Genomic DNA, 21,709 nt, shown 5'->3' with positions numbered 1-21,709 from the left:
TAAACTTTAAATAAATTATATGTTAATAAATACAGCTGACGCTGAAATTCTGTTGTCGTTAGCTCAGGAAATGGCATCTTACAAATATCGCTACATAGCATATCCTTTAACTCTGCTAAGCGACAGCGATACTATTCAGTTTTTTAAAACATCAATGGGCGCAGAGGATTACTGTCTTGTTGGACTTAATGATATCGACTACTTTAAAAGTATGCCGATCGATTCGCTTATAAATAACTTAAAGATAGTTATACACAGTGGAATTCACACGTACTGCGACAAGGAGCTTGATCTTAATGGATTTGCCAGACAGCAAATGGAAAGTAGGGAAAAATTAGAAAATAACTTAAATTTAAACACAATGAATCAGAAAAACTTAGAGTTCTTAAAAGACCAGCTGAAATATACTGGCTTTGGAGAAACGTTCGATCAGGACTTGAAAGAGAAAATGCTTAATGGAGAGAAAGAATTTAAGCTTATGAAAGAAGGTGTCTACGGAACAGATTCCATGACTGCAGTGCTAAATTTTAAAAAATCAGATCAGAGCGATTTATACTTTTTTAATTCCTATCATGTGAACCTTAAAAAAGAGGATTCCAAAGAAGGGCTCGAACAGACTTTTTACATTAGTAATAACAGCAGTAACATTACACTCAAAGAAGCTTACAATTTGATGGAAGGCCGATCAGTGAATAAAGACCTGAAAACCAGAGAAGGAGAAGCCTATAATTCGTGGTTGAAAATCGATTTCAAGGTAACCGACGACAATGGAAACTTCAAATTAGATCACTACCACCAAAATTACGGTTACGACCTGGAAGCAAGTCTTGAGAAACATTCAATTAAAGAACTAAATACTTCAAAATACAAAGAAGATCTTTTAAACTCGCTAAAAAAAGGAAACCTGCAGTCTGCTACTTTTGTTGTAGCTGGCGTGGAAAGTAAAATGTATGTAGAGGCAAATCCGCAATTCAAAACTGTGAATGTGTACGACGATAATTTTCAGCGAATTAATCATCGTGAAAGCAAGGATCAGAAGAAATCTGAATTAGAAGGTAAATCGATAAGCCAAGATTCGAAGGAGAAGCATGATGTCGCTGATGAAGCATCAGAAAATGGCGAGAAGGGAAAGAAGCAAAAAAGAAAACAGACAAATTCAATTTAAGTAAAAGTTAATTATTAAATTTTTTGAAAGTCACTTAATTTATAAATTATGGAACATTTAAAGCCTTTGTCAGATTTCTTTTTTGCAATTGAAAATGACTTTCGTATCAGTACTACGCATATTGCTATTTATGCTGCATTATTACAGTACCGTGTTTGCAAAGGTTTTGTAAATCCAATAGAAGTATATAGATATGATATTACTCCAATTGCGAAAATAGCGTCTGCTTATACTTACCATAAATGTATACGCGAATTGAGCGATTATGGATATTTGAAATATGAAGCATCCTCAAAAAAGACGCAAGGGAGCAAAATATATTTTTTAGAGTAAAAAACATGGAAATGAAACAAAAAAGCCCCTTAAGGGCTTTTTTTATTATTTAAAATTTGATGCAATGGAAAATGAAATTGATGACTTTAGAGAGAAGATCACTCCCGAAAAAGCACAAAAGATGTTAAAGGATGAGGGAATGAATGTAACATTGGAAGAGGCAAAAGAGATATTGCATTTTTTGAGAAAATTAGCTAATATAGCGGTGCTCAAATACTTAGATAAAAAATGAAAACAGCAGATTTATATATACGTGTCAGCACGGATGAACAGGCAGATAAAGGTTATTCTCAAAGAAATCAAGAAGAGATGCTGAGAAAGTTTTGCGGATTAAATGACATACAAATTAGAGATGTAATCTATGAAGATTATTCTGCAAAAACTTTTAATAGACCACAATGGAAGAGAATCCTCTTAAATTTAAAAAGATTTAAAAACAAGACTGATTTGGTATTATTCACAAAATGGGACCGCTTCAGCAGAAATGCTGGAGACGCATATCAGATGATTAATCTTCTTAGAAAATTAGGTGTTGAGCCTCAAGCTATAGAGCAGCCACTTGATCTCAGTATTCCAGAGAACAAAATGATGTTAGCTTTTTATCTTGCTGCACCTGAAGTTGAGAATGACCGCAGAGCGTTAAATACAATGCATGGTATGAGAAGGGCCAGAAAAGAAGGAAGATACATGGGTACCGCACCATTTGGCTACATGAACAAAACGAAGGATGACGGACGAAAATTTATAATGATAAATGAGAACCAAGCTATACTTGTTAGATGGGCTTTCCATGAAATTGCAAAGCAGTTATTTAACACTGAATCTGTATATTTTTTAGCAAAGAAAAAAGGAATTACATTGACTAAAAGTGGCTTTTGGATAATGCTCAAAAATCCTCTGTATTGTGGTAAAATTTATGTTCCTAAGTATAAGGATGAAAATAGTTGTTTTGTTACTGGACAGCATGATGCAATTATTTCAGAAGATTTATTTTATAAGGTGCAAGATGTCCTGGAAGGCAGGGCAAGAGTTTATCGGCCTAAAGTACAAACTATAGAAGAATTTCCTCTAAGGGGCTTCTTTTTATGCCCGAAATGCTCAAAAAAACTTACAGCTAGTAAATGTAAAGGACGAAGTAAATATTATTACTATTATCACTGTGAAAATAGCTGTGGCTATAGAATCAATTCTGAAAATGCCAACGAAATGTTCATTGACAATTTAAAAAAGTTCGCACCAGAACCGGCGGTAAAGAAATTGTACACCTCCTTGATTTTGGAATCTTACAAAAATAATACAAATGCAGCTAAAAATGAAAAAGGAGAATTATTAACACAAATAAGTAATTACGAAAAGAGATTATCTAACGCAAGAGAACTTCTTGTAACCTCACAGATAGATGTAGATGATTACCAAAAGATGAAAACGGAGTATGGACAAATTTTAAACCGTTTAGAGATTCAGCTCAAAAATATTTCTGATGACAAACAAAGCATTGAAGGGCTACTAAAAATGGGAATTGACAGATTAATGCAGGTTAATTTTGCCTATACAAATACTAATTTATCAGAGGCGAGAGAGATAATTGGTTTAATCTATCCCGAAAATTTCACATTCCGAAATAACCATTTTCAAACCGCTCGAGTTAATGAAATAGCCAGTCGTATTTACCTGATTAACAACGAATTAGAAGATAAAAAAAACGGGACAAAAGAAGATTTTTCTTCCTTGTCCCGTAGAGTGACCTCGACTGGATTCAAACCAGTAACCTCTTGAGCCGTAATCAAGTGCGCTATTCAGTTGCGCCACGAGGCCTTTTGTTTTCAATTACACTAATATTTCGTAGCTTTGTTGAACGCTGTTTGCGGGTGCAAAGATAGAGATAAATGTGATATATACAAGCGAAAAATAACATAAAAATGAAAAAAAATGAAGATTGAAAATTATATACGTGATATTCAGGGTTTTCCTAAAGAAGGAATTTTGTTTAAAGATATAACGCCGTTGCTAAATGACCCTATTGCCCGAACTGAATGCCTCGCGATATTGCTTGAATCTCTAAAAGGACAAAAAATAGATAAGGTAGTAGGAGCGGAGAGTCGTGGTTTTTTCTTTGGAATGTTATTGGCAGATCGATTAAATGCTGGTTTTGTGCCAGTTCGTAAACCAAAAAAACTGCCTTTTACAACAATTTCAGCACTCTATGAATTAGAATACGGAACAGATTCATTAGAAATCCATATAGATTCTATTCAAAAAGGTGATAAAGTTCTCATTCATGATGATGTTTTGGCAACTGGCGGGACAGCAAAAGCTCTTGGCGATTTAGTAAAAGAATTAGGCGGCGAAATCGTTCAGTTTAATTTTTTAATGGAACTTTCTTTTTTAAACGGAAGAAATAAAATAAACGATAATTCTATATTTGCTGCAATTACCTATTAATAAACCCTACTTATGAAGCAATTGTATTGTTTAGCCTTACTTACAGTATTATTTTCCTGTAAAGAGAATAAGGAAACGACATCTGAAAATTTAAATAAAGATATTCCTAAAGATACCATAAAGGTAAGAGAAACAACAGATAAATCTTCAAATTTAAATCTCGTAAGTGATTTAAGACCAGATGAAAAACTAAAACTTGAAGAAGTTTATCATGATGAAGTTGAGTTTGTCAATTTTGATGGCAACGGTGATTACGCTTTATTCACAGTTCAAAAAAACAAAAAATTAATTTCGTTTTATACAGATTTCGCAAACGCTGGTCAATTTAAAAGAGGAGATGTACTTAACGCAGCCTGGAAAATGGATACCATTTACGTAGCGGGCGAGGGAGAAAAACAAGAATTTGCAGAATGGCTTGTAAATGCCAAAAAAGTAAAAGACGGAAATGTAAGTCTGTTTCGAAAAAAACATCCAAAACCAATAAAATGTTACACAGACAAAGAAGATTATACAACCGATTTTAAAGATTATTTATACGAACAAGTTGAATTTTATTTGGCAAATTCTAAAAACGAACTTGTAAAAACTGCGATAAAAAACCCGAATGCTGATTTAAGTTATTCTATTGAAGAAAAAGACAGGGAAGGGCATTCATATATTGTTTTAGGAATTTCAAATGATTTCGAGCATCATACCAATATAATTCAGTGGTTATATCTGGATAATGAAAACAGAGAATTATATGAATATGATTTACCAAATGATAAATTGATTCAGTTTGATTAAAAATTTAAAAATTGTTTTAGTTTATACTAAGACAATTTTGTTTTTAATGGCATATAAAACCAAGCCTATTCGGGTTTTGATTTCGAGTTTATCAAAAAGACATTCCCGATAGCCATCAATTGTTTTGGGACTTAAACACATTTCGGAAGCTATTTCCTTATAGGTTTTTTCAGTACAGGCATGTTTTATAAAAACGATTTCTTTTTCTTTTAAATTAACCTTTTTAGAATCATCATTGGCTTTTTTAATCAGCATTCCCGAAACCATTTCTGTAAAATAAAAGCCTTTTTCAATGACGGATATCATGGCATCCTTAAAAATCTCGGGTGAAGTATCTTTTAGCAAATAACCTTTGGCTCCATTAGTAATCATCTTTATAATGATTTCTTCATCGTCATTGACTGAAAGGGCTATGACTTTTAAATCAGGTCTGTTTTCTTTAATCCATTTCATTGTACTTACTCCATCCAAAACGGGCATATTGACATCCAATAAAATCAGGTCGATTTCTGTATCAGGATATTCCTGTAAATGCGAAAGAAAAACTTTTCCATTTTCAAAGCGGTTAATGACCTCAAAATCTTTAAAACTATTGATTAAAAGTTCCAGAGATTGCGAAAAAAGCTGATGGTCATCTACAATAATAATTTTGTTTTTAGTATTTGGTTTCATTGTTTTTAATTAAGGGGTATTCTAAAAGTACTCTTGTTCCTGATGGATCTGAATCCATATTTAACCTGGCTCCAATTAACTTGGCTCTTAATTTCATGTTGTTTAAACCTAATCCTGAATTGGTCTGGTTTGTATCATATCCAACTCCAAAATCTTTCATTTCTAAACGAAAAACGGTATCAGTTGTATTGATATTTACTTCAAATAAATCACTATGCGAATGTTTTAGGCTATTATGTAATGCTTCCTGAAAAATTCTATAAATGAACAAATCGTGTTCCTGGCTAATATTCGGAATTTCGCCCGTAAGATGATAATGGTATTGTATATTTTTTAGCTTTTTTATACGCTCTAAATCTTGTTGTATGGCTTCGATAAAATTGCTTTGCAGTAAATTGTCTTTATTGATGATTCGTGATAAAATCCTTATTTCATCTAATGATTTGGCTAATACTTCTTTTAAATCATTAAGTTCATTTTGCTGAACAGGTATTCCGCTATTGAGGTACATGTTAAGCTGCATGATACCAACAGAAATAATTTGGCCTATATTATCATGAAGTTCTTTACTGATTTCGCTCAGCGTCTGATCTTTGATCTCTATTCTGGTTTTGACTAATTCTGATTGAAAGTAGAGTTCTGATTCCATTTTTTCAACCAGATAGTTGTTTTTCTTTTTCAAAAAATAAAAGAATATAACAAGCAGAATGATAAGTAAAGTTAAGAAAACGATACCTAATGAAATGACTAATAATTGTATTTCTTTTCGCTCCATAAAAATCCGATAATATAGCAACTATGTGCCAGGACATTTAAAATAAAAACTACTAAACTAAAAATAGATTCATCATGTTTGATCAAAAACCAGTTTAGCGCCAGCATAAAAGGCAAAAACGGTACATGAAAAACTAAAATTCCTAATATGTACCAAAAAAAGACGGATCTTTTAAAATTTAATATTTTGTCTGAATTAAAAATTTCAACCAAATATAAACAGGCTAATATCATAATTAATATAACTCCAATAGCAAAACTATAAGTATAGGAGTGGTTTATATCTTCTTTAAAATATAAAATATTCAAAAAATAGGAGATAATAAACACCATAAAACAAAGAATCGCTATTAATCTATGATTTACTTTTGACAATAAACTCCTCAAAAGCAATATATAGGCAGAGAAACTAACGAGCATATAAAAATTGAAAACATAGTAATTTAATAACCCGGTCCATTCTGTAAAATAATATCCAACCTTTTCAATTACAACAGAAAACCAAATTAAAATTACTAAAAATTTAGCTCTATTACCAGGAAGTTTGTGCATTGAAATCAATCCAATAATTCCAGAGAATAAAGCTAAATAAAAAGTATAAAATCGTAAAAATTCAAACATAATTTTTTAGTATAATAGGCTAGGCGGTCTTCCAATACTGCCATAATTCATTGGTTCAATACTTGATATGTCGCCATCACCATTGTCCATAACTAACGCTAAAGTTTGTACTTCTCCTTCTTTAGCAGCTTTTCTGATTTTTTTTCCGGTAGCTTGTAAAAATACGGTCATTAAACCTGCTTTTTCGGCATATTTTCTCTGTTCAGGATATACTCCAAAGTAAATACGAATTCCGTTTACGTCATATCCGGTTTTTTCACCTTTAGATTTGATGTAATGAATGTAATTTTCCAGTTCTTCTACAGAAAACCAAACCGCATTTGCATCTTCTTTTTTAATGTATTTAGCAATAATGCTGGCTCGGTACTTCATAAAATTCGAGTGTAATTCTTTAGCGAATTTTCTAGTAATTAATTGGGTCGGTCTTCCGGTTTCTTTTTTCATAATGTTAAAATTGAATCTTTAATAGTTAATGGTTTAATTGATTGTTAAATATGTTTTAAATAAATATTAGGAGCAAAATTATTTTAAAGCCTTACAACGGACAAGGGGAAATATACCCTTTTTTGTAAGGGTAAATTTATTTAAAAAATTGGGTTAAAGTACTGTTTTGTAGTAATTTATAAAAAATCAATTTTACATCGTTCCTTTTTGTGCACAAAATGGATAGGCGAAATCTGAAAAGCCTGTTTAAAAGAGTAGGAGTTAATAGTAATACTAAAAATTATGAGTTTATATCACGAAGTTTTTCAGGGAGAATCATTCAGCGAAGACAATTATTTTGAAGCTGTACGATATGTTTTAGGACCAGAATATTCTAATTTGAGCGAAAGTGAGCTCGAGGATGTCCTTTTATCAAGAGTAGACCAAATGTCTGAAAGTGAAGCAGAAGGTTTTTGGTCAAGTTTAGGAAACGTAGCCAGCAGTATTGGTTCCGGAGTTTTACGTGGCGTATCGGCCGTTGCTCCAATAGTAGGAACTGCTGTTGGGACTTATTTTGGGGCACCACAGATTGGGGGAGCTGTTGGCGGACTAGTAAGTAATCTTGCAGGAGCGGGAAGCGATGCCTTAGACAATAGTCGCCAACAACAACGCAGACCTGCACCCCAACGCAGACAAGCACCTCCACAACAACGCAGACAGGTTCCTTCGCCAGTAAGACAAGCCTGGGGTAACACAACCCGATATCTTGCTGATGCAGGTAGAGCAGCTCTTCCGGCAATTCAGCAATACGTACAAGATAATCCGGTGCAATTGCGTCCGCAGGCTGCTCAGGATATTGGCAGAGTGCAGGGTTTGTACAATCAATTAGGAGGTATAATCAATAACCCTCAATTTCAGGCGGGTCAGGCACAACAAAGTTTAGGAACCGCAAGTCCAAACTCACCAATTGAAAGCCACTCTTTTGCAGAATTGATCGAAAGCGTTAATTATCTGACCGAAAATATTCTGTATGAATATTACAACGGTGGATTAATTCCGACGGAAGATTATTATGTTGACCAATACGGCCAGTTTGTTGGTACAAATACCCCTAACAGAATCAATAGACTTGAAAATTCTATTGCCAGTTTATAAAACCTAAAAGTTATAACAATGGATGCTTATTTAGAATATTTGAAAGAACATAATCCTGAAATGGCTAAATATTTTGAGCTGATGCAACCCATGATGGAAAAAAAAGAACCTGAAGAGGAAAAAGAAATTCCAAAAATTGATCCAGCGCTTGAAGAACGAATCAGGAAGCTTAAAAAAATCAATCATAAACTTTTTACCATTATCGAAGGACTGAAATTTCAGCTTGAATTTGAATTAAATCAAAATGATGATTTAGCAAAAGCTATTGGAGCCTGTACGGAATGTTTCGGGGAAAATGGGGATTGCCCGGAATGTTTTGGAACAGGCAAACCAGGCAACAGCATTCCTGATTTTATTCTTTTCAATAAATATATTCAGCCTGCAATCCAGAAATATAACAAACATTATTTCAATAAAAATTAACCATTAAAAATTTAAAATTATGAGCTATTTCGAAAGTTATTTAGACGAAGATTTATTAAATGAAGATTATTTCAACGAAGACCTTTTAGGCGAAGATTTATTAGAAAGTTATGACGAAAGTTATGATGAAGCCGCAAAAAAAAGACCTTCTATAAAAGGGATTAGACCAAATGTAAGTTCAGCGGTAAAACAAAGATCAAACTTTGGAAAAGCCCTGAGCGGAAGAGCTAATGATTATGCTACAAAAAGCGAATTAAAAAAATCATTAGATGCCATTTCCAATCAGGTAAATGAGCTTAAAAAGACTTCATTAGCTACTAATAAAACTTTGGTTGCCTTAGATCAAAAACATACAGAACTTGCCAAGTTAGATGCCCGTAAAGGTGATAATCAAACTAAGGTTTTAAAAAATATGCAAATGATGAGCATGATGGGATCATTGCTGAATCAACCAAAATTAAAGCCTGAAAATTTAGAATTCATTCCTGCAAAAGCAGCTGATACTACTGGACCTGCACACGAGGCAAAAATAATTGAGAAGCCAAATACAAGTGCTATCTACGTAGATCAGACAATGTCTTTATTATTGCCAATGATGACTACAATGGGCGATTCAGGTTCTGGAAAATCTGATAATTCGAACATGATGTTACCATTAGTTTTGATCATGTCACAACAAAATCAGGGTAATACCAATAACAACAATACAATGTTGCCTATTGCCATGATGATGATGATGAATAAGTAAATGTAAAAAGGGCAGTTGATACCCAATTGCCCTTTTATTTCTATTAACCTTAAAATGCGAAATGATGAATCCATTTAATTTATTAATCAATTATGTAATAGCCAACAGCAGAGCGACTTTTTATAATGTCCCGGGCAATCAGGAAATTACCAATACGGCACTTTTGACTGGTATGGTTTCTGAAAATCCGTTGCTGAGCTATTTAATTATCGATAACAAAGCCAAAATTGAAGGTGAAAAAACTGTTGTCCCAGTGGTTATAAAAATTCCTGCCGGAACAGACACTAAAGGTTCGCCAGCTTCTGGCCCTTCTACAACTGGAAAAGATGATCCAAAAAACACAAATGAAACACCTAAAGGAACTCCAACTGGAGAAACTGCTCCTACAAATGTTGTAACCTTAGAAAATGTAAAAGCAGAAATTTCAAAAAGTACTAAAGACCTAAAAGAAGAAATTGCAAAGATTTCAGAAACAGTGTTGCAGAAAATTGTTGCAGAAACTTTAAATCCAAAAATTGAAGGATTAGAAAAGACCAATACAGCTTTAAATGCAGCTATTATTGAAATTAAAGAAAGATTAGATGAAATTTCAAGAGGTGCACCAGCTCCAGATAAGATAGTGTCAAATAAAGATGTTTCTGATCAAAGAACTTTAACTAAAAAGAGCTCAAAATGAAAACAGTAACATCTAACACCGAAACGGGCAGTTTTGATCAGGTTGAAAAAAAATTAGTGCAAATTATGGATGCAATAAACAGTATTCGCCCTATTTTTTTTAAAAATGAACTGAAGTTTTCAAAGAAAGCGAAAGAAGAGAAACTGTTTCTTTACAAGAAGTTATTCCCTGAAAGAGTTTTGGGTATTAATAAAATCCAATCAGATTACAACAAAATTTTAGATGATACGAATTTATCTAAATTAGAAAAAACTGATCTGGATTTTATCTTAGATCTGGAGAAAATTGGGTTTAAAAAAAGCCAATATGTAAATGAAATGAATGTTTTGGCACAAAAAGAAGAAAATCTAAATGATGCTTTTTTTAATTTTTTTATCGGAGAAAGTATTTATTTCAATTTTCTAAGTTCTGAATTGCGAAATATCCAATATAAACTAGATGATATTCGTCGTTTAAATCCTTAATAAATAAGCTCATGGATCCAAGACTCAAAATTATCTTATATGGTAATCCTGATGAAGAATTATCGTTACTAATGCGTTTAGAAAAGGAAAAGGAATATCCGGAACATTGTAAAATTATTTCGGAATTTGGAACGATTGTAAGCATTCGAACAGAGCGTCGTTATTTATGCCGAATATACAATAGTAAAAAGGTAAAAAGCTTAAAAGCACCTAGGGTGGTTCCCGCTAATATGGCAATAGAGCAAAATTCATCAAATGAAATTTTAGATAAGAAAAACGATATTCCAGACGAAAATACATCGAATGTTGTTTTTGGAATCATAGACTTTGGTTTTGATTTTACACATCCGGATTTTATCAAAAATGATAAGACTCGTTTTGACAAAATTTGGGTTCAGTCTGATCGTTATGAAGAGAATAAATTTGGCTACGGAAGAATTATTTCTAAAGCCCAGATTAATGAGGCGTTGCTTGATGAATTTCCGTTTAAAAAGTTGGGGTACCATCCGGGAAAATCAGATTTGTTTGGAAACGGCACGCATGGCACGCACGTTCTCGGAATTGCCTGCGGGAATGGTGCTGTAGCTCAAAAGAGTTTCGCGCCAAATGTTGAGATTTTAGCCGTAGATATGGGGACAAATCTTGTTAACGGCTGTAATTTATCTCTTGGCGATTCGGTGAAATTAATCGAAGGAATTGATTTTTTATTGACAGAAGCAGGAGATCGTCCAATTGTAATAAATATGAGTCTTGGTGGGCATGGAGACGCACACACTGGAGAAACTGTAGTCGAACAGGCTATTGACCATATTTTGGCAACCAGAAAAGGAACTGCTATTGTACAAAGTACAGGAAATTATCATCAGGCAAATGTGCATACTTATGGGGACATTAAAAACAATCAAAAAATTAAAATACCGTGGATGTTTAAAAAATACGATCGCACCGCAAACGAAATGGAAATTTGGTATCATGGAGACGATATTTTGAGCATGAACGTGTATGATGACAATCACAAAATATTGCTTTCGTCAACCCCCTTTAAAGATGAACTGATTTTAAAAGATGGCGATGAAGTTGGTATTTGCCTTCACAGATGCAAAGAACCCAATACAGGTAAAAACCAAATTAATATTCTGGTCAACGGCAAATTAAACTCTAAATTCTGGACCATTGAATTGGTTGGAAATAAGGTGAAAAATGGGCGTTATCATTGTTATATAGAACGCGATGACGGTGGACAATCTATCTTTTTACCTAAAATTGCCAATAAAACCCATACGACGAATTCTATTTGTAATTCAAAATATAGCATTGTGGTTGGGGCTTACAATCAAAATGATGATGCAAAACCTATTTTATCTTTTAGCAGTTCAGGCCCTACTGTCGATGGGCGCATGAAACCTGAAGTTGTAGCACCAGGTTTTAAAATAAGATCCTCCTGTTCTTCTTCCAGCAAAGAAAACAGGGCATCAAATAAACTGACTTCTAAAAGCGGAAGCAGTATGGCAGCTCCTTATGTAGCTTCTCTGGTAATGAAAATTCTTGAAAAAGAGCCACAACTTGATATTATTTCCATCAGGAAAAAGCTTTTTAAAGCTTGTGATACTGCCTCTTTTAAAGAAAATAGTATTGAAATATTCAGAGCCGGACATGGTTATATCAATCCGAATAAAATAATGTAAACATCAAATGTTATGGAAAATTTAGTTTCTAATTCAACAATTATAAATCAGAATCCTGCAACGATTTCACCTCCACAATTATTGGGGAACAGCGTGGGATTAAATGCCATGAATAATCCGCAGGATGTTCTTCAAATTCAAAATTATCTTAAAGAGTTAGGTTATCCGGTTACTGTAAGCGGAAATATTGCTAATAGTCAGACCGACAGCACTATTATTTCAATTTTGAACTTTCAGGCCAATAACAATATACAGGTCACTGGAATCATTAATCCGAATGATGCCACTTATATTGCTTTGAAACAATTGCCCAGAGTGATTACAGCACTGACAGAAAGTGAAGACGAATCACTGCACCAACCTTTTCTGACCAATTCATTTTTCTTCAGAAGAAATGCGGGAAATGCCAATACATTAAATGTTATTTTTGAGGGAGATTCGTGGTTAGATTATCCTGTGCCGAGAGTTTTGGATTTGTACGATACGATTACAGATCATAATCAAAGGCTTAATTTAAATTGCCTTCATCTGGCAAAATTTGGAGAAACCACTTCACAAATGTATGCTGACAAAACTCATTTTGTGCAATATGTGAGCGGTTATCGAATTGACCGAATTTATTTTAGCGGAGGCGGAAATGATGTTTTTCCACAACTTGGCAGAATATTAAATGCCGGAGTAACTACATTTAATCCCGGTTTCTTTACTGACACAACAAAATTAAGTGAACTAAGAAGCTTGTCCGGAGATGCTTTATATCAAAAATGTATTGTATACAAAAGATATTTAAATACCACTACTTTTGATAGTGCGCTTTTTAATTCCGCCAATCTCAATTCTATTTTTACTACCATTATGCGCAATTATCTGGGATTTGGAAGCATTGTAAACGCACATTGCACGCCAAACACCATATTTTATATGCATACTTATGATTATCCGTTATTCAAACTTGGTGTACAGCCTTCAGTTGCCGGATTAAGTTTGCCTTTAGGACCGTGGATAAAACCTGTTTTTGACCGCTTGGGGATTACAGATGAAATTTTGAGATGTTATATCATAATCCGATTATTGGATCGTTTTTATGCGCTTTTATGGCAAATAAAAAATCATTTCAATTATTACGGTTATCGTTTTCAAAGCAGAATAATAGATTATCGTGGCCTTTTAAATTCATCTGAATATTGGAGAGACGAAATCCATCCAAATTCGGTAGGAGCAAGAAGATTATCAACCCGCGTTACTTTTTAAAATAGAAAAACCCGACTTGTTATGGTCGGGTTTTTTATGAATTAAACTTTTTTATCTTAAACTTGCTCCAAGTTCAGTTTCAAAAGTTTGTTGCAGTTTAGACATGATTTTATCAATCTGACTGTCTGTAAGCGTTTTGGAATTGTCCTGAATGGTAAAACTTAGCGCGTATGATTTTTTGCCTTCCGGAAGATTTTTTCCTTCATACACATCAAACAAATTAATGTCTTTTAAAAGGGCTTTCTCTGTTTGTTTAGCCAAATTGAAAATACTTTCATATGTTGTACTTTGGTCAATTAGCAAAGCCAAATCCCTGCGAACTTCAGGATATTTAGGAATCTCAGAATATTTGATTTTTCCTGTAATAATTTTAAGAACTAAATCCCAATTGAAATCAGCATAATAAACATCTTGTTTGATTCCAAAATGTTTTAGAATAGATTTCTTAACAACACCCATTTCTACTAAAGTATCATTGTTGTAGCAAATCGCAGTTCCTTCTGAAAAAATGTCAGATTGAACCGGGGCATTTGAGATTTTATCAATCCCCAAACGGGTAACAATTCCTTTAACAAATCCTTTTAATAAAAAGAAATCGGTGGTTTTTTGAGGATTTGTCCAGCTTTCTTTATTTCTGTTTCCTGAAATTAATAAAGAAAGATGTTTATGTTCCTCATATCCGTTAAGATATTTATGATATGTTTTTCCGAATTCAAATAATTTTAAATCCGCATTTTTTCTATTGATGTTATACGATATTGCTTCTAAACCAGAAAACAGTAAAGACTGACGCATAGTTGATAAATCACTACTTAACGGATTTAGCATAGTTACATTGTGCTCTTCTTTTAATGAAGCAGATAATTTTGCATAGGCTGCAGTAGTCAACGAATTGGCCATCATTTCATGAAAACCCTGGGAATTCAGTTGTGAAGCAATAACATTTTGTACTTTATAATCTTCTGTTCTTGGTGAATTGGCAACAGTTGCATTGAATTTCTTAGAAAAATTAATGTTATTGTAACCGTAAACTCTTAAGATTTCCTCGATTACGTCAATTTCACGTTGCACATCAACGCGGTAAGCCGGAATAGTCAACCCTAAGCCAGAATCAGAAACACTGTTTACTTTAATGTCTAAAGAAACCAGGATTTTCTTGATAGTATCTTTTGGAATTTCCTGTCCAATAATTTTATAAACATGGCTGAAATTCAATAAAACAGAGAAATCCTCTATTTTTTTAGGATAAACTTCCACAACATCAGAGGTAAGTTTTCCGCCCGCAACTTCCAAAATCAAAATGGCAGCACGTTTTAAAGCATATTCTGTAATAGTCGGATCAATTCCTCTTTCAAACCTGAAAGAAGCATCTGTGTTTAAACCGTGTCTTTTAGCTGTTTTACGAATACTTACAGCATCAAAATAAGCACTTTCCAAGAATATAGAAGTGGTACCATCTGTAACGCCTGATTTTTTTCCTCCAAAAACACCCGCAATACATAACGGACCTTTTTCGTCGCAAATCATCAAATCTTCTTTATGCAATGTTCTTTCGACATCGTCCAGAGTTGTAAATTTAGTCCCTTCAGGAAGTGTTTTTACAATTATTTTTCCGTTGATTTTTGCAGCATCAAAGGCATGCAAAGGCTGTCCTAATTCATGTAATACATAATTAGTAACGTCAACAATATTATTTTTAGGAGTTAACCCAATAGCTTTCAAACGATCTTGCAACCAGGCCGGAGATTCCTGAACGGTGATTCCTGAAATCGTTACACCACAATATCTTGGTGCTAATTGCGGTTCTTCAACATTAACGTCAATTTTTAAAGTACGCATATCGACTCTGAAATTGGTCACAGATGGCGTAATCAATTCTACGTTTACACCACGTTGCAGCATTCCTGCTCTTAAATCACGAGCAGTTCCATAATGACTCATGGCATCAGCACGGTTTGGAGTCAATCCAATCTCGAATACTTCGTCATTTGCAACTTTAAATACAACTGCAGCAGGAGTTCCAGGTTCTAAGGCATCATCAAGAACCATAATTCCGTCGTGGCTTGTACCTAAACCTAATTCATCTTCGGCACAAATCATTCCGTGACTTTCCTGTCCGCGAATTTTTCCTTTTTTTATAGTAAATTCAGCGCCTTCTTTATCATATAAAACCGTTCCGATGGTAGCAACAGGAACTTTTTGTCCGGCAGCAACATTAGCAGCACCACAAACAATTTGTACAGGAGCCTCTAAACCAATATTTACAGTTGTAACTTTTAATCTGTCGGCATCAGGATGTTTTTCGCAAGTAAGTACGTGTCCTACAACAACTCCTTCTAAACCACCTTTTATAGATTGGTATTTTTCGACAACTTCGACTTCCAGACCCAAATCTGTTAGTAATTCTGAAGTTTGCTCAGATGTCCAATCTGTTTTAATAAATTGTTTTAACCAGTTGTAAGATATTTTCATTTTTAACTATATTATTCTTGTATAAGGATACAAATATAAGGATTGCGGGTTGGAGTAAGAAACAATTTATTTGGTTTTTTCTGACTGTTTTTAATTTCCTGAAAACCAAATAATTGTTTAAGTATGTCTTATTTTGCAGTTCAGGTTATTTAATGGAATTTTTGAAGCTATTTTTTAAATCAGTTCCTCAACATGTTTTTTGATATTTTCAGAAATCTTTTTAATAGGTAAATCGTTTTCATCATCTCCAAAAGGATCTTCGATTTCCTCTGCAATTAATTCTAAACTTGCCAGTACGTAAAAGATAAAAACCACTACAGGAACAACGTAATAACCCAGACTTAAAGAATAGCCAAAAGGTAAAGTCATTGTGTAAAAGAAAATGAATTTTTTGATGAAAGCGCTGTAAGAGTAGGGAATAGGTGTGTTTTTTATTCGCTCGCACGCACCACAAATATCAGTAAAAGCAACCAGCTCGTTATTTAAAATAATAAGCTGATCGCCTGTAATTTTCTTCGCTTCGTATAGATCATTAATTTTATGCGACATCATACGTTTCACCTGATTCGGTTTGTGTTTATGATGATCAAGTTCTAAATCAACATCGTCAAAAAGCTGTTTGGCTGTATCAGAATTGTTTAAATGTTTGTATAAAATCGAGGCATAACCCGGAATAAATTTTCTGAAGAATTTACGATCGTTCTCATCTTTTAAAATAGCAGAAAGTTTAATTGCAAAATTGCGGCTGTTATTGACTAATCCGCCCCAAAGTTTTCTTGCCTCCCACCAACGATCGTAAGCAGTATTTGTTCTAAACACTAATAAAAGCGAAATTACAAATCCCAATATTCCATGCATTAACGGAATGTTTTTGATGTAATGATTGGTATCAATCCCTAAATAAACAACCTCTAAATAACCTACAATTCCGGAATAAATTCCGATTGCAATCATTATCGGAAATAACTTTCGGACAGTGTCCGATTTATGAAAATGAAATATAAAAGTGAACCACTCCTTAGTATTGTATGCAATCATTTATAACTAGTTTTTGAAACAAATTTACTTAAAAATTCATATTTCCGGCTAATTCTTTTAATGCAATTTCAGATAATTTAGCTTCGTATTGAGCATTACTGTAACGCACTTTTGCATTAACATAATTAAGCTGAGCCGTTCTGAAATCAAGCGTAGTGATAGTTCCAATTTTAAATTTATCCAAAGTGATTTCTAAATTTTGTCTGGCAATAGCTTCGTTATCTTCTTCAAGGTCAATTAATTCTAAATTGGTTAGATATGTTTGAAAAGCAGTGCTTAATTGCGTATTCAGAATCATATTTTGTTGCTCGATTGCAATTTGAGAATTTTCGATTTGCAGTTTTGCTACTTTTTCATTTCGATGCTGATTAAAACCATCAAATATATTTAATGTTGCATTAAAACCGTAGTTTAAACCTCTTGCCGATGACTGGCTTGTAAATCCTAAACTAGATTGGTTTTCTGAAAAATTGTAGCCAGAGGTCAAATTTACAACCGGATATCGGTCTGCTTTTACTTGTTTTAGTTGCAATTCGGCAATTCGTTTATTGATGATCTGAGCTTCTAAACCTGGGTTTTGTTTTTGTGCCAAATTTATTAAATCGGCTAAAACCAGCGAATTATCAACGGTAACCAAGTCAGTTACTTTAAAATCAATTTTTGGATCACGGGCTAAATATTGATTCAGTAAAATTTTAGCATTTGCATATGACTCTTTTTGTCTTAGCAAGGCAACCTGATCTGAATTTAAATCTACCTGTGCATTTAAAACTTCTAATTTTGAAGCTTTTCCAATGCTAAAACGGTTTTGCGCTAATGTTAAACGTTGTTTTGAAATAACGATTGTTGTATCTAAAGCGGCCAATTGCTGCTGTTGCTGAACCAAATCATAATAAGCAGAATTAACCTGACCAATCTTGATTAAAATTGTTTGTTTTAACTGAGAATCACCCAATTTTTGAAGTTCTTTTAACTGATCAAGTCTGGCAAACATTTTCATACCATCAAAAACAGTCCAGCCCAAACTTACTCCATAGTTCAAACTGTTGTTTTTTGCATTATCCAAAGAGGTTGAAGTACCATCCTGACGTGTTTGCGACGAATTCTGAATACTGTTATTATCTGTTATTGAAGCAGTAGCGACAGGTAACATTCCTGCATTTCCAATAGTAACATTGGTCTCATTTATCTTTGTATTATTTTTGGCAATCTTAATTTCAAAATTATTTTCTAAAGCTATTTTCATAGCATCTCCAATAGTCAGAACTTCCTGAGCATTTATATTTGTAATGCAAAAGAAGAATATTAAACTGCGGAACAAAATTTTAGTATTCATATTTGTTTTCTTTTGCCATGAATTCAATTGACTTAAATTCGCGGCTAATAAATTATTTACTTTCTTTTTCGTATTCATCAATGTGATCGAATTCCGGATAATGTTTTCTGGCTTTAGACCACATCAAATAAATCGCCGGAATAACAAAAAGTGTTAATGCTAAAGAGAAAATAGTTCCTCCAACAATTACAACTCCCATCCCGATTCTACTTGTAGATGCGGCTCCAAGTGACATTGCAATTGGCAACGCACCTAAGGCAATCGCTAAACTCGTCATTAAAATTGGACGTAAACGTGCTTCTGAAGCTTCTAAAATGGCCTCTAATTTTGGTTTTCCCTGTTCACGAAGCTGGTTCGCAAACTCTACGATCAAAATTCCATTTTTAGTTACCAGTCCAATAAGCATTACAGTTCCAATCTGGCTGAAAATATTCCATGTCTGATTAAATAACCATAAAGAGAATAATGCTCCGGCAACCGCCATTGGTACCGTTAAAATGATGATAAACGGATCAATAAAACTTTCAAATTGTGCGGCAAGAATTAAAAAGATTAATAATAAAGCCAATCCGAAAGCGAAAGAAGTATTCGAACTACTTTCAACAAAATCTCTCGATTCTCCACTTAAATCGGTGGTGAAACTTTCGTCTAAAACTTTCGATTTAATCCTATCCATTTCCTGAATACCATCGCTGATACTTTTTCCAGGTGCTAAACCTGCAGAAACAGTAGCCGACATGTATCTGTTGTTGTGATACAATTGTGGCGGATTACTTTGTTCTTCAACTTTAACAACGTTGTCCATCTGAATTAATTCTCCACTTTTGCTTTTTACAAACATCGATGTTAAATCCAAAGGTTTAGATCGGTCTTTTTGATCAAACTGACCAATTACCTGATATTGTTTTCCGTTTTTAATGAAATAACCAAAACGTTGCCCGCTTAATGAAAGTTGCAGTGTCTGAGCAATATCAATGATAGAAATCCCTAAACTTTCTGCTTTTTCACGATCGATACTAACGTTGATTTCAGGTTTATTAAATTTTAGATTAACATCCGAAATAGAGAAAATATCACTTTTACCTACTTCATCCATAAAAACCGGAATTTTTTCTCTTAGTTTTTCAAAATTCGGAGCCTGGATAATATACTGAATTGGCAAACCGCCACGTCTGTTAACGGCGATGGTGGGTTGTTGAATCACAGATGTTTTAGCATCTGGGTATTGTTTTGTCCATTTTGTTAGTTGATCGGCAATATCTTTTTGAGATTTTTTTCTTTCGTCCGGTTCTTTAAGAGAAAGCCTGATAAAACCGGTATTTGTTGCTGAAGCACCAAAGCCTGGAGCCGTAATAACCAAACTTACTTTTTTCTCCGGAATTGAATCATCTACCAATCTTGAAATTTCCTGCATGAAACGATCTGTATATTCATAAGATGAACCTTCAGGAGTTGTCATACGCATAGTTACCGAACTACGGTCATCATAAGGAGCGGTTTCTTTTGGAAGAATGGTAAAAAATAGATAAATCAATCCAAAACAAGCAATTAAAATAGGAAAACTGATCCATTTTCTATCCATAAAACGATTTAAGGCGTCAGCGTAGCCACTATTTAATTTTTCAAAGAACGGTTCTGTTTTAATGTAGAATTTAGATTTTTTCTGTTCGCCGCCTTTCATTAAATAGGCATTTAACATTGGCGTTAAGGTCAGGGATACAAAGGCAGAAATTAATACTGCGGCACCAATTACAACACCAAATTCCCTAAAGAGTCGCCCCACGAAACCTTCTAAGAAAATTACCGGTAGGAATACGGCAGCCAATGTTACTGAAATCGAAATTACAGCATAAAAAATTTCATTAGAACCTTTTATAGCTGCTTCGATTGGTGACATACCTTCTTCGACTTTCTTAAAAATGTTCTCCGTTACAACAATACCGTCATCTACGACCAGACCTGTGGCTAAAACAATTGCCAATAAGGTTAAAACGTTGATTGAGAATCCAAAAAGCCACATAATAAAAAACGTAGCAATTAACGAAACCGGAATATCAATTAAAGGTCTGAACGCAATTGCCCAGTCTCTAAAAAACAAATAGATAATGATTATTACCAAAATGATAGAAATCCCTAAGGTTTCAGCAACTTCTAAAACTGATTTTTTTACAAAAATAGTATTGTCAAGGGCAATGTTTAATTTAATATCCTTTGGAAGATCTTTCTTTAAAGCTTCGTACTTTTTATAAAATTCAGCTGAAATATCCAGATAATTCGCACCAGGCATCGGAACGATGGCTAAACCAATCATAGGAAGTCCGGATTGACTCAGTTTAGTTTCAATGTTCTCAGGACCTAATTCAGCTCCGCCAACATCACTTAAACGAACAATTTTGTCTCCATCGGTACGAACAATAATATTGTTGAATTCCTCCGGTTTAGAAAGGTTTCCAACTGTTTTTACTGTTAATTCGGTGTTGTTTCCTGTTAGTTTTCCAGATGGTAATTCTACGTTTTGCGCATTAAGGGCATTACGAACATCAGCAACAGTACAACGGTATGCAGTCAATTTTACAGGATCAATCCACAGACGCATGGCGTAACGTTTTTGTCCCCAGATTTGGACACCGCTTACTCCGGGAATCGTTTCTAAACGCTGCGAAATTACGTTTTCTGCATAATCACTTAATTCTAACGAACTTCGGCTGTCACTTTGAACAGTCATCGAAATAATGGCATCACTATCAGCATCAGCTTTAGATACAACAGGTGGCGCATCAATATCTTGTGGCAAGCTTCTAATAGCCTGCGAAACTTTATCACGAACATCATTCGCAGCTTCTTCCAGATTTTTATCTAAATTAAACTCGATGGTAATATTACTGCTTCCCTGATTACTTGATGAAGTAATATTTCGAATTCCGTCAATGGCATTTACTGCTTTTTCTAAGGGTTCAGTAATTTGTGATTCAATAATATCAGAATTGGCTCCGGTATAGTTTGTTCTGATAGAAACCTGCGCCGGATCAATTGAGGGAAATTCCCGAACACCCAAAAATGTATAACCAATGAAACCGAATAAAATGATCAAAAGATTCAGTACAATGGTTAAAACAGGTCTTCTTATACTTGTAGTTGATAAACTCATGTTAAGTTTTAAATTTTAGTCCCGAAGCGTCGGGATTGATTTTAGATTTTTAGAATAAAGAAAATAGAATATAGAGAATGGGTTGAAAAACTCATAA

Annotated in this window: 21 protein-coding genes and 1 tRNA gene; 13 read left to right on the top strand and 9 right to left on the bottom strand. The window is 33.9% G+C overall.

Annotation, left to right across the window (positions count from 1 at the left end):
• Nucleotides 1-19: 19 nt before the first annotated feature.
• From ASC72_RS13360 to ASC72_RS23670, 4 genes are all read left to right on the top strand, one after another.
• The gene (locus tag ASC72_RS13360) at nucleotides 20-1,165 is read left to right on the top strand and encodes a hypothetical protein (RefSeq protein ID WP_082564303.1); all 1,146 of its coding nucleotides are present in this window, start codon (nucleotides 20-22) and stop codon (nucleotides 1,163-1,165) included.
• Between the two features lie 48 nt (nucleotides 1,166-1,213).
• Nucleotides 1,214-1,498 (top strand): hypothetical protein, encoded by a 285-nt coding sequence (locus ASC72_RS13355; RefSeq protein ID WP_056191493.1) that lies wholly within the window; start codon nucleotides 1,214-1,216, stop codon nucleotides 1,496-1,498.
• A 64-nt stretch (nucleotides 1,499-1,562) separates the two neighbouring features.
• Complete coding sequence (locus ASC72_RS24250) at nucleotides 1,563-1,730, top strand: hypothetical protein (RefSeq protein ID WP_198528496.1); 168 nt, start codon at nucleotides 1,563-1,565, stop codon at nucleotides 1,728-1,730.
• Nucleotides 1,727-3,274, top strand: coding sequence for a recombinase family protein (locus tag ASC72_RS23670; protein WP_082564302.1), 1,548 nt, complete (start codon nucleotides 1,727-1,729; stop codon nucleotides 3,272-3,274). Before ASC72_RS24250 ends, ASC72_RS23670 begins: the two co-directional genes overlap by 4 nt.
• Here the strand turns inward: ASC72_RS23670 and ASC72_RS13350 are convergent.
• Nucleotides 3,240-3,313, bottom strand: a tRNA-Arg gene (locus tag ASC72_RS13350). The genes ASC72_RS23670 and ASC72_RS13350 overlap by 35 nt on opposite strands.
• Before the next feature lie 114 nt (nucleotides 3,314-3,427).
• On the opposite strand from ASC72_RS13350, the gene ASC72_RS13345 reads away from it, so the two are divergent.
• Together ASC72_RS13345 and ASC72_RS13340 are read left to right on the top strand one after the other, a co-directional pair.
• Nucleotides 3,428-3,940, top strand: coding sequence for an adenine phosphoribosyltransferase (locus ASC72_RS13345; RefSeq protein WP_056191491.1), 513 nt, complete (start codon nucleotides 3,428-3,430; stop codon nucleotides 3,938-3,940).
• Between the two features lie 12 nt (nucleotides 3,941-3,952).
• Complete coding sequence (locus tag ASC72_RS13340; RefSeq protein WP_056191489.1) at nucleotides 3,953-4,726, top strand: hypothetical protein; 774 nt, start codon at nucleotides 3,953-3,955, stop codon at nucleotides 4,724-4,726.
• A gap of 21 nt (nucleotides 4,727-4,747) precedes the next feature.
• On the opposite strand, the gene ASC72_RS13335 is transcribed toward ASC72_RS13340, so the two are convergent.
• The 4 genes from ASC72_RS13335 to ASC72_RS13320 form a co-directional block, all read right to left on the bottom strand.
• On the bottom strand, nucleotides 4,748-5,398 hold the full coding sequence (locus tag ASC72_RS13335; protein WP_056191487.1) for a response regulator transcription factor: 651 nt from the start codon (nucleotides 5,396-5,398) through the stop codon (nucleotides 4,748-4,750).
• The gene (locus tag ASC72_RS13330) at nucleotides 5,382-6,047 is read right to left on the bottom strand and encodes a sensor histidine kinase (RefSeq protein WP_241775696.1); all 666 of its coding nucleotides are present in this window, start codon (nucleotides 6,045-6,047) and stop codon (nucleotides 5,382-5,384) included. The genes ASC72_RS13335 and ASC72_RS13330 overlap by 17 nt, the downstream gene beginning before the upstream one ends.
• 98 nt (nucleotides 6,048-6,145) lie before the next feature.
• Entirely contained in the window at nucleotides 6,146-6,793 is a 648-nt protein-coding gene (locus ASC72_RS13325; RefSeq protein WP_056191482.1) for a hypothetical protein, read from the bottom strand.
• Nucleotides 6,794-6,799: 6 nt separating this feature from the next.
• Nucleotides 6,800-7,237, bottom strand: a complete 438-nt coding sequence (locus tag ASC72_RS13320; protein ID WP_056191480.1) for a hypothetical protein — start codon at nucleotides 7,235-7,237, stop codon at nucleotides 6,800-6,802.
• A 282-nt stretch (nucleotides 7,238-7,519) separates the two neighbouring features.
• Between ASC72_RS13320 and ASC72_RS13315 the strand changes: the two genes are divergently transcribed.
• The 7 genes from ASC72_RS13315 (at nucleotide 7,520) to ASC72_RS13285 (ending at nucleotide 13,618) form a co-directional block, all read left to right on the top strand.
• Nucleotides 7,520-8,371, top strand: coding sequence for a hypothetical protein (locus tag ASC72_RS13315; RefSeq protein WP_056191478.1), 852 nt, complete (start codon nucleotides 7,520-7,522; stop codon nucleotides 8,369-8,371).
• Nucleotides 8,372-8,389: 18 nt separating this feature from the next.
• A complete protein-coding gene (locus tag ASC72_RS13310; protein ID WP_056191476.1) occupies nucleotides 8,390-8,794 on the top strand; it encodes a hypothetical protein in 405 nt (134 codons plus the stop codon).
• 19 nt (nucleotides 8,795-8,813) lie between these two features.
• Nucleotides 8,814-9,542 carry a hypothetical protein gene (locus ASC72_RS13305; RefSeq protein ID WP_056191474.1) on the top strand — a complete coding sequence of 243 codons (729 nt, stop codon included), beginning with the start codon at nucleotides 8,814-8,816 and terminating at the stop codon, nucleotides 9,540-9,542.
• 64 nt (nucleotides 9,543-9,606) lie between these two features.
• Entirely contained in the window at nucleotides 9,607-10,218 is a 612-nt protein-coding gene (locus ASC72_RS13300; protein WP_056191473.1) for a hypothetical protein, read from the top strand.
• A complete protein-coding gene (locus ASC72_RS13295) occupies nucleotides 10,215-10,682 on the top strand; it encodes a hypothetical protein (RefSeq protein ID WP_056191471.1) in 468 nt (155 codons plus the stop codon). Before ASC72_RS13300 ends, ASC72_RS13295 begins: the two co-directional genes overlap by 4 nt.
• Nucleotides 10,683-10,693: 11 nt before the next feature.
• Entirely contained in the window at nucleotides 10,694-12,367 is a 1,674-nt protein-coding gene (locus ASC72_RS13290; protein WP_056191469.1) for a S8 family serine peptidase, read from the top strand.
• Between the two features lie 12 nt (nucleotides 12,368-12,379).
• The gene (locus tag ASC72_RS13285) at nucleotides 12,380-13,618 is read left to right on the top strand and encodes a peptidoglycan-binding protein (RefSeq protein WP_056191467.1); all 1,239 of its coding nucleotides are present in this window, start codon (nucleotides 12,380-12,382) and stop codon (nucleotides 13,616-13,618) included.
• Nucleotides 13,619-13,669: 51 nt separating this feature from the next.
• Here the strand turns inward: ASC72_RS13285 and pheT are convergent, their stop codons facing one another.
• The 4 genes from pheT to ASC72_RS13265 form a co-directional block, all read right to left on the bottom strand.
• Nucleotides 13,670-16,090: a phenylalanine--tRNA ligase subunit beta gene (pheT, locus tag ASC72_RS13280; RefSeq protein WP_056191465.1), complete on the bottom strand. Its 2,421-nt coding sequence runs from the start codon at nucleotides 16,088-16,090 to the stop codon at nucleotides 13,670-13,672.
• 174 nt (nucleotides 16,091-16,264) lie between these two features.
• Nucleotides 16,265-17,128, bottom strand: coding sequence for a bestrophin family protein (locus ASC72_RS13275; RefSeq protein ID WP_056191463.1), 864 nt, complete (start codon nucleotides 17,126-17,128; stop codon nucleotides 16,265-16,267).
• A 28-nt stretch (nucleotides 17,129-17,156) separates the two neighbouring features.
• A complete protein-coding gene (locus ASC72_RS13270; RefSeq protein ID WP_056191943.1) occupies nucleotides 17,157-18,464 on the bottom strand; it encodes a TolC family protein in 1,308 nt (435 codons plus the stop codon).
• A gap of 52 nt (nucleotides 18,465-18,516) precedes the next feature.
• Entirely contained in the window at nucleotides 18,517-21,612 is a 3,096-nt protein-coding gene (locus ASC72_RS13265) for an efflux RND transporter permease subunit (RefSeq protein ID WP_056191461.1), read from the bottom strand.
• Between the last annotated feature and the right edge of the window lie 97 nt (nucleotides 21,613-21,709).

The organism is Flavobacterium sp. Root420 (assembly GCF_001427905.1).
Classification (GTDB): domain Bacteria; phylum Bacteroidota; class Bacteroidia; order Flavobacteriales; family Flavobacteriaceae; genus Flavobacterium.
The sequence above is the reverse complement of the archived record's forward strand: the minus strand, read 5'-3'. Positions and strand labels throughout refer to the sequence as shown.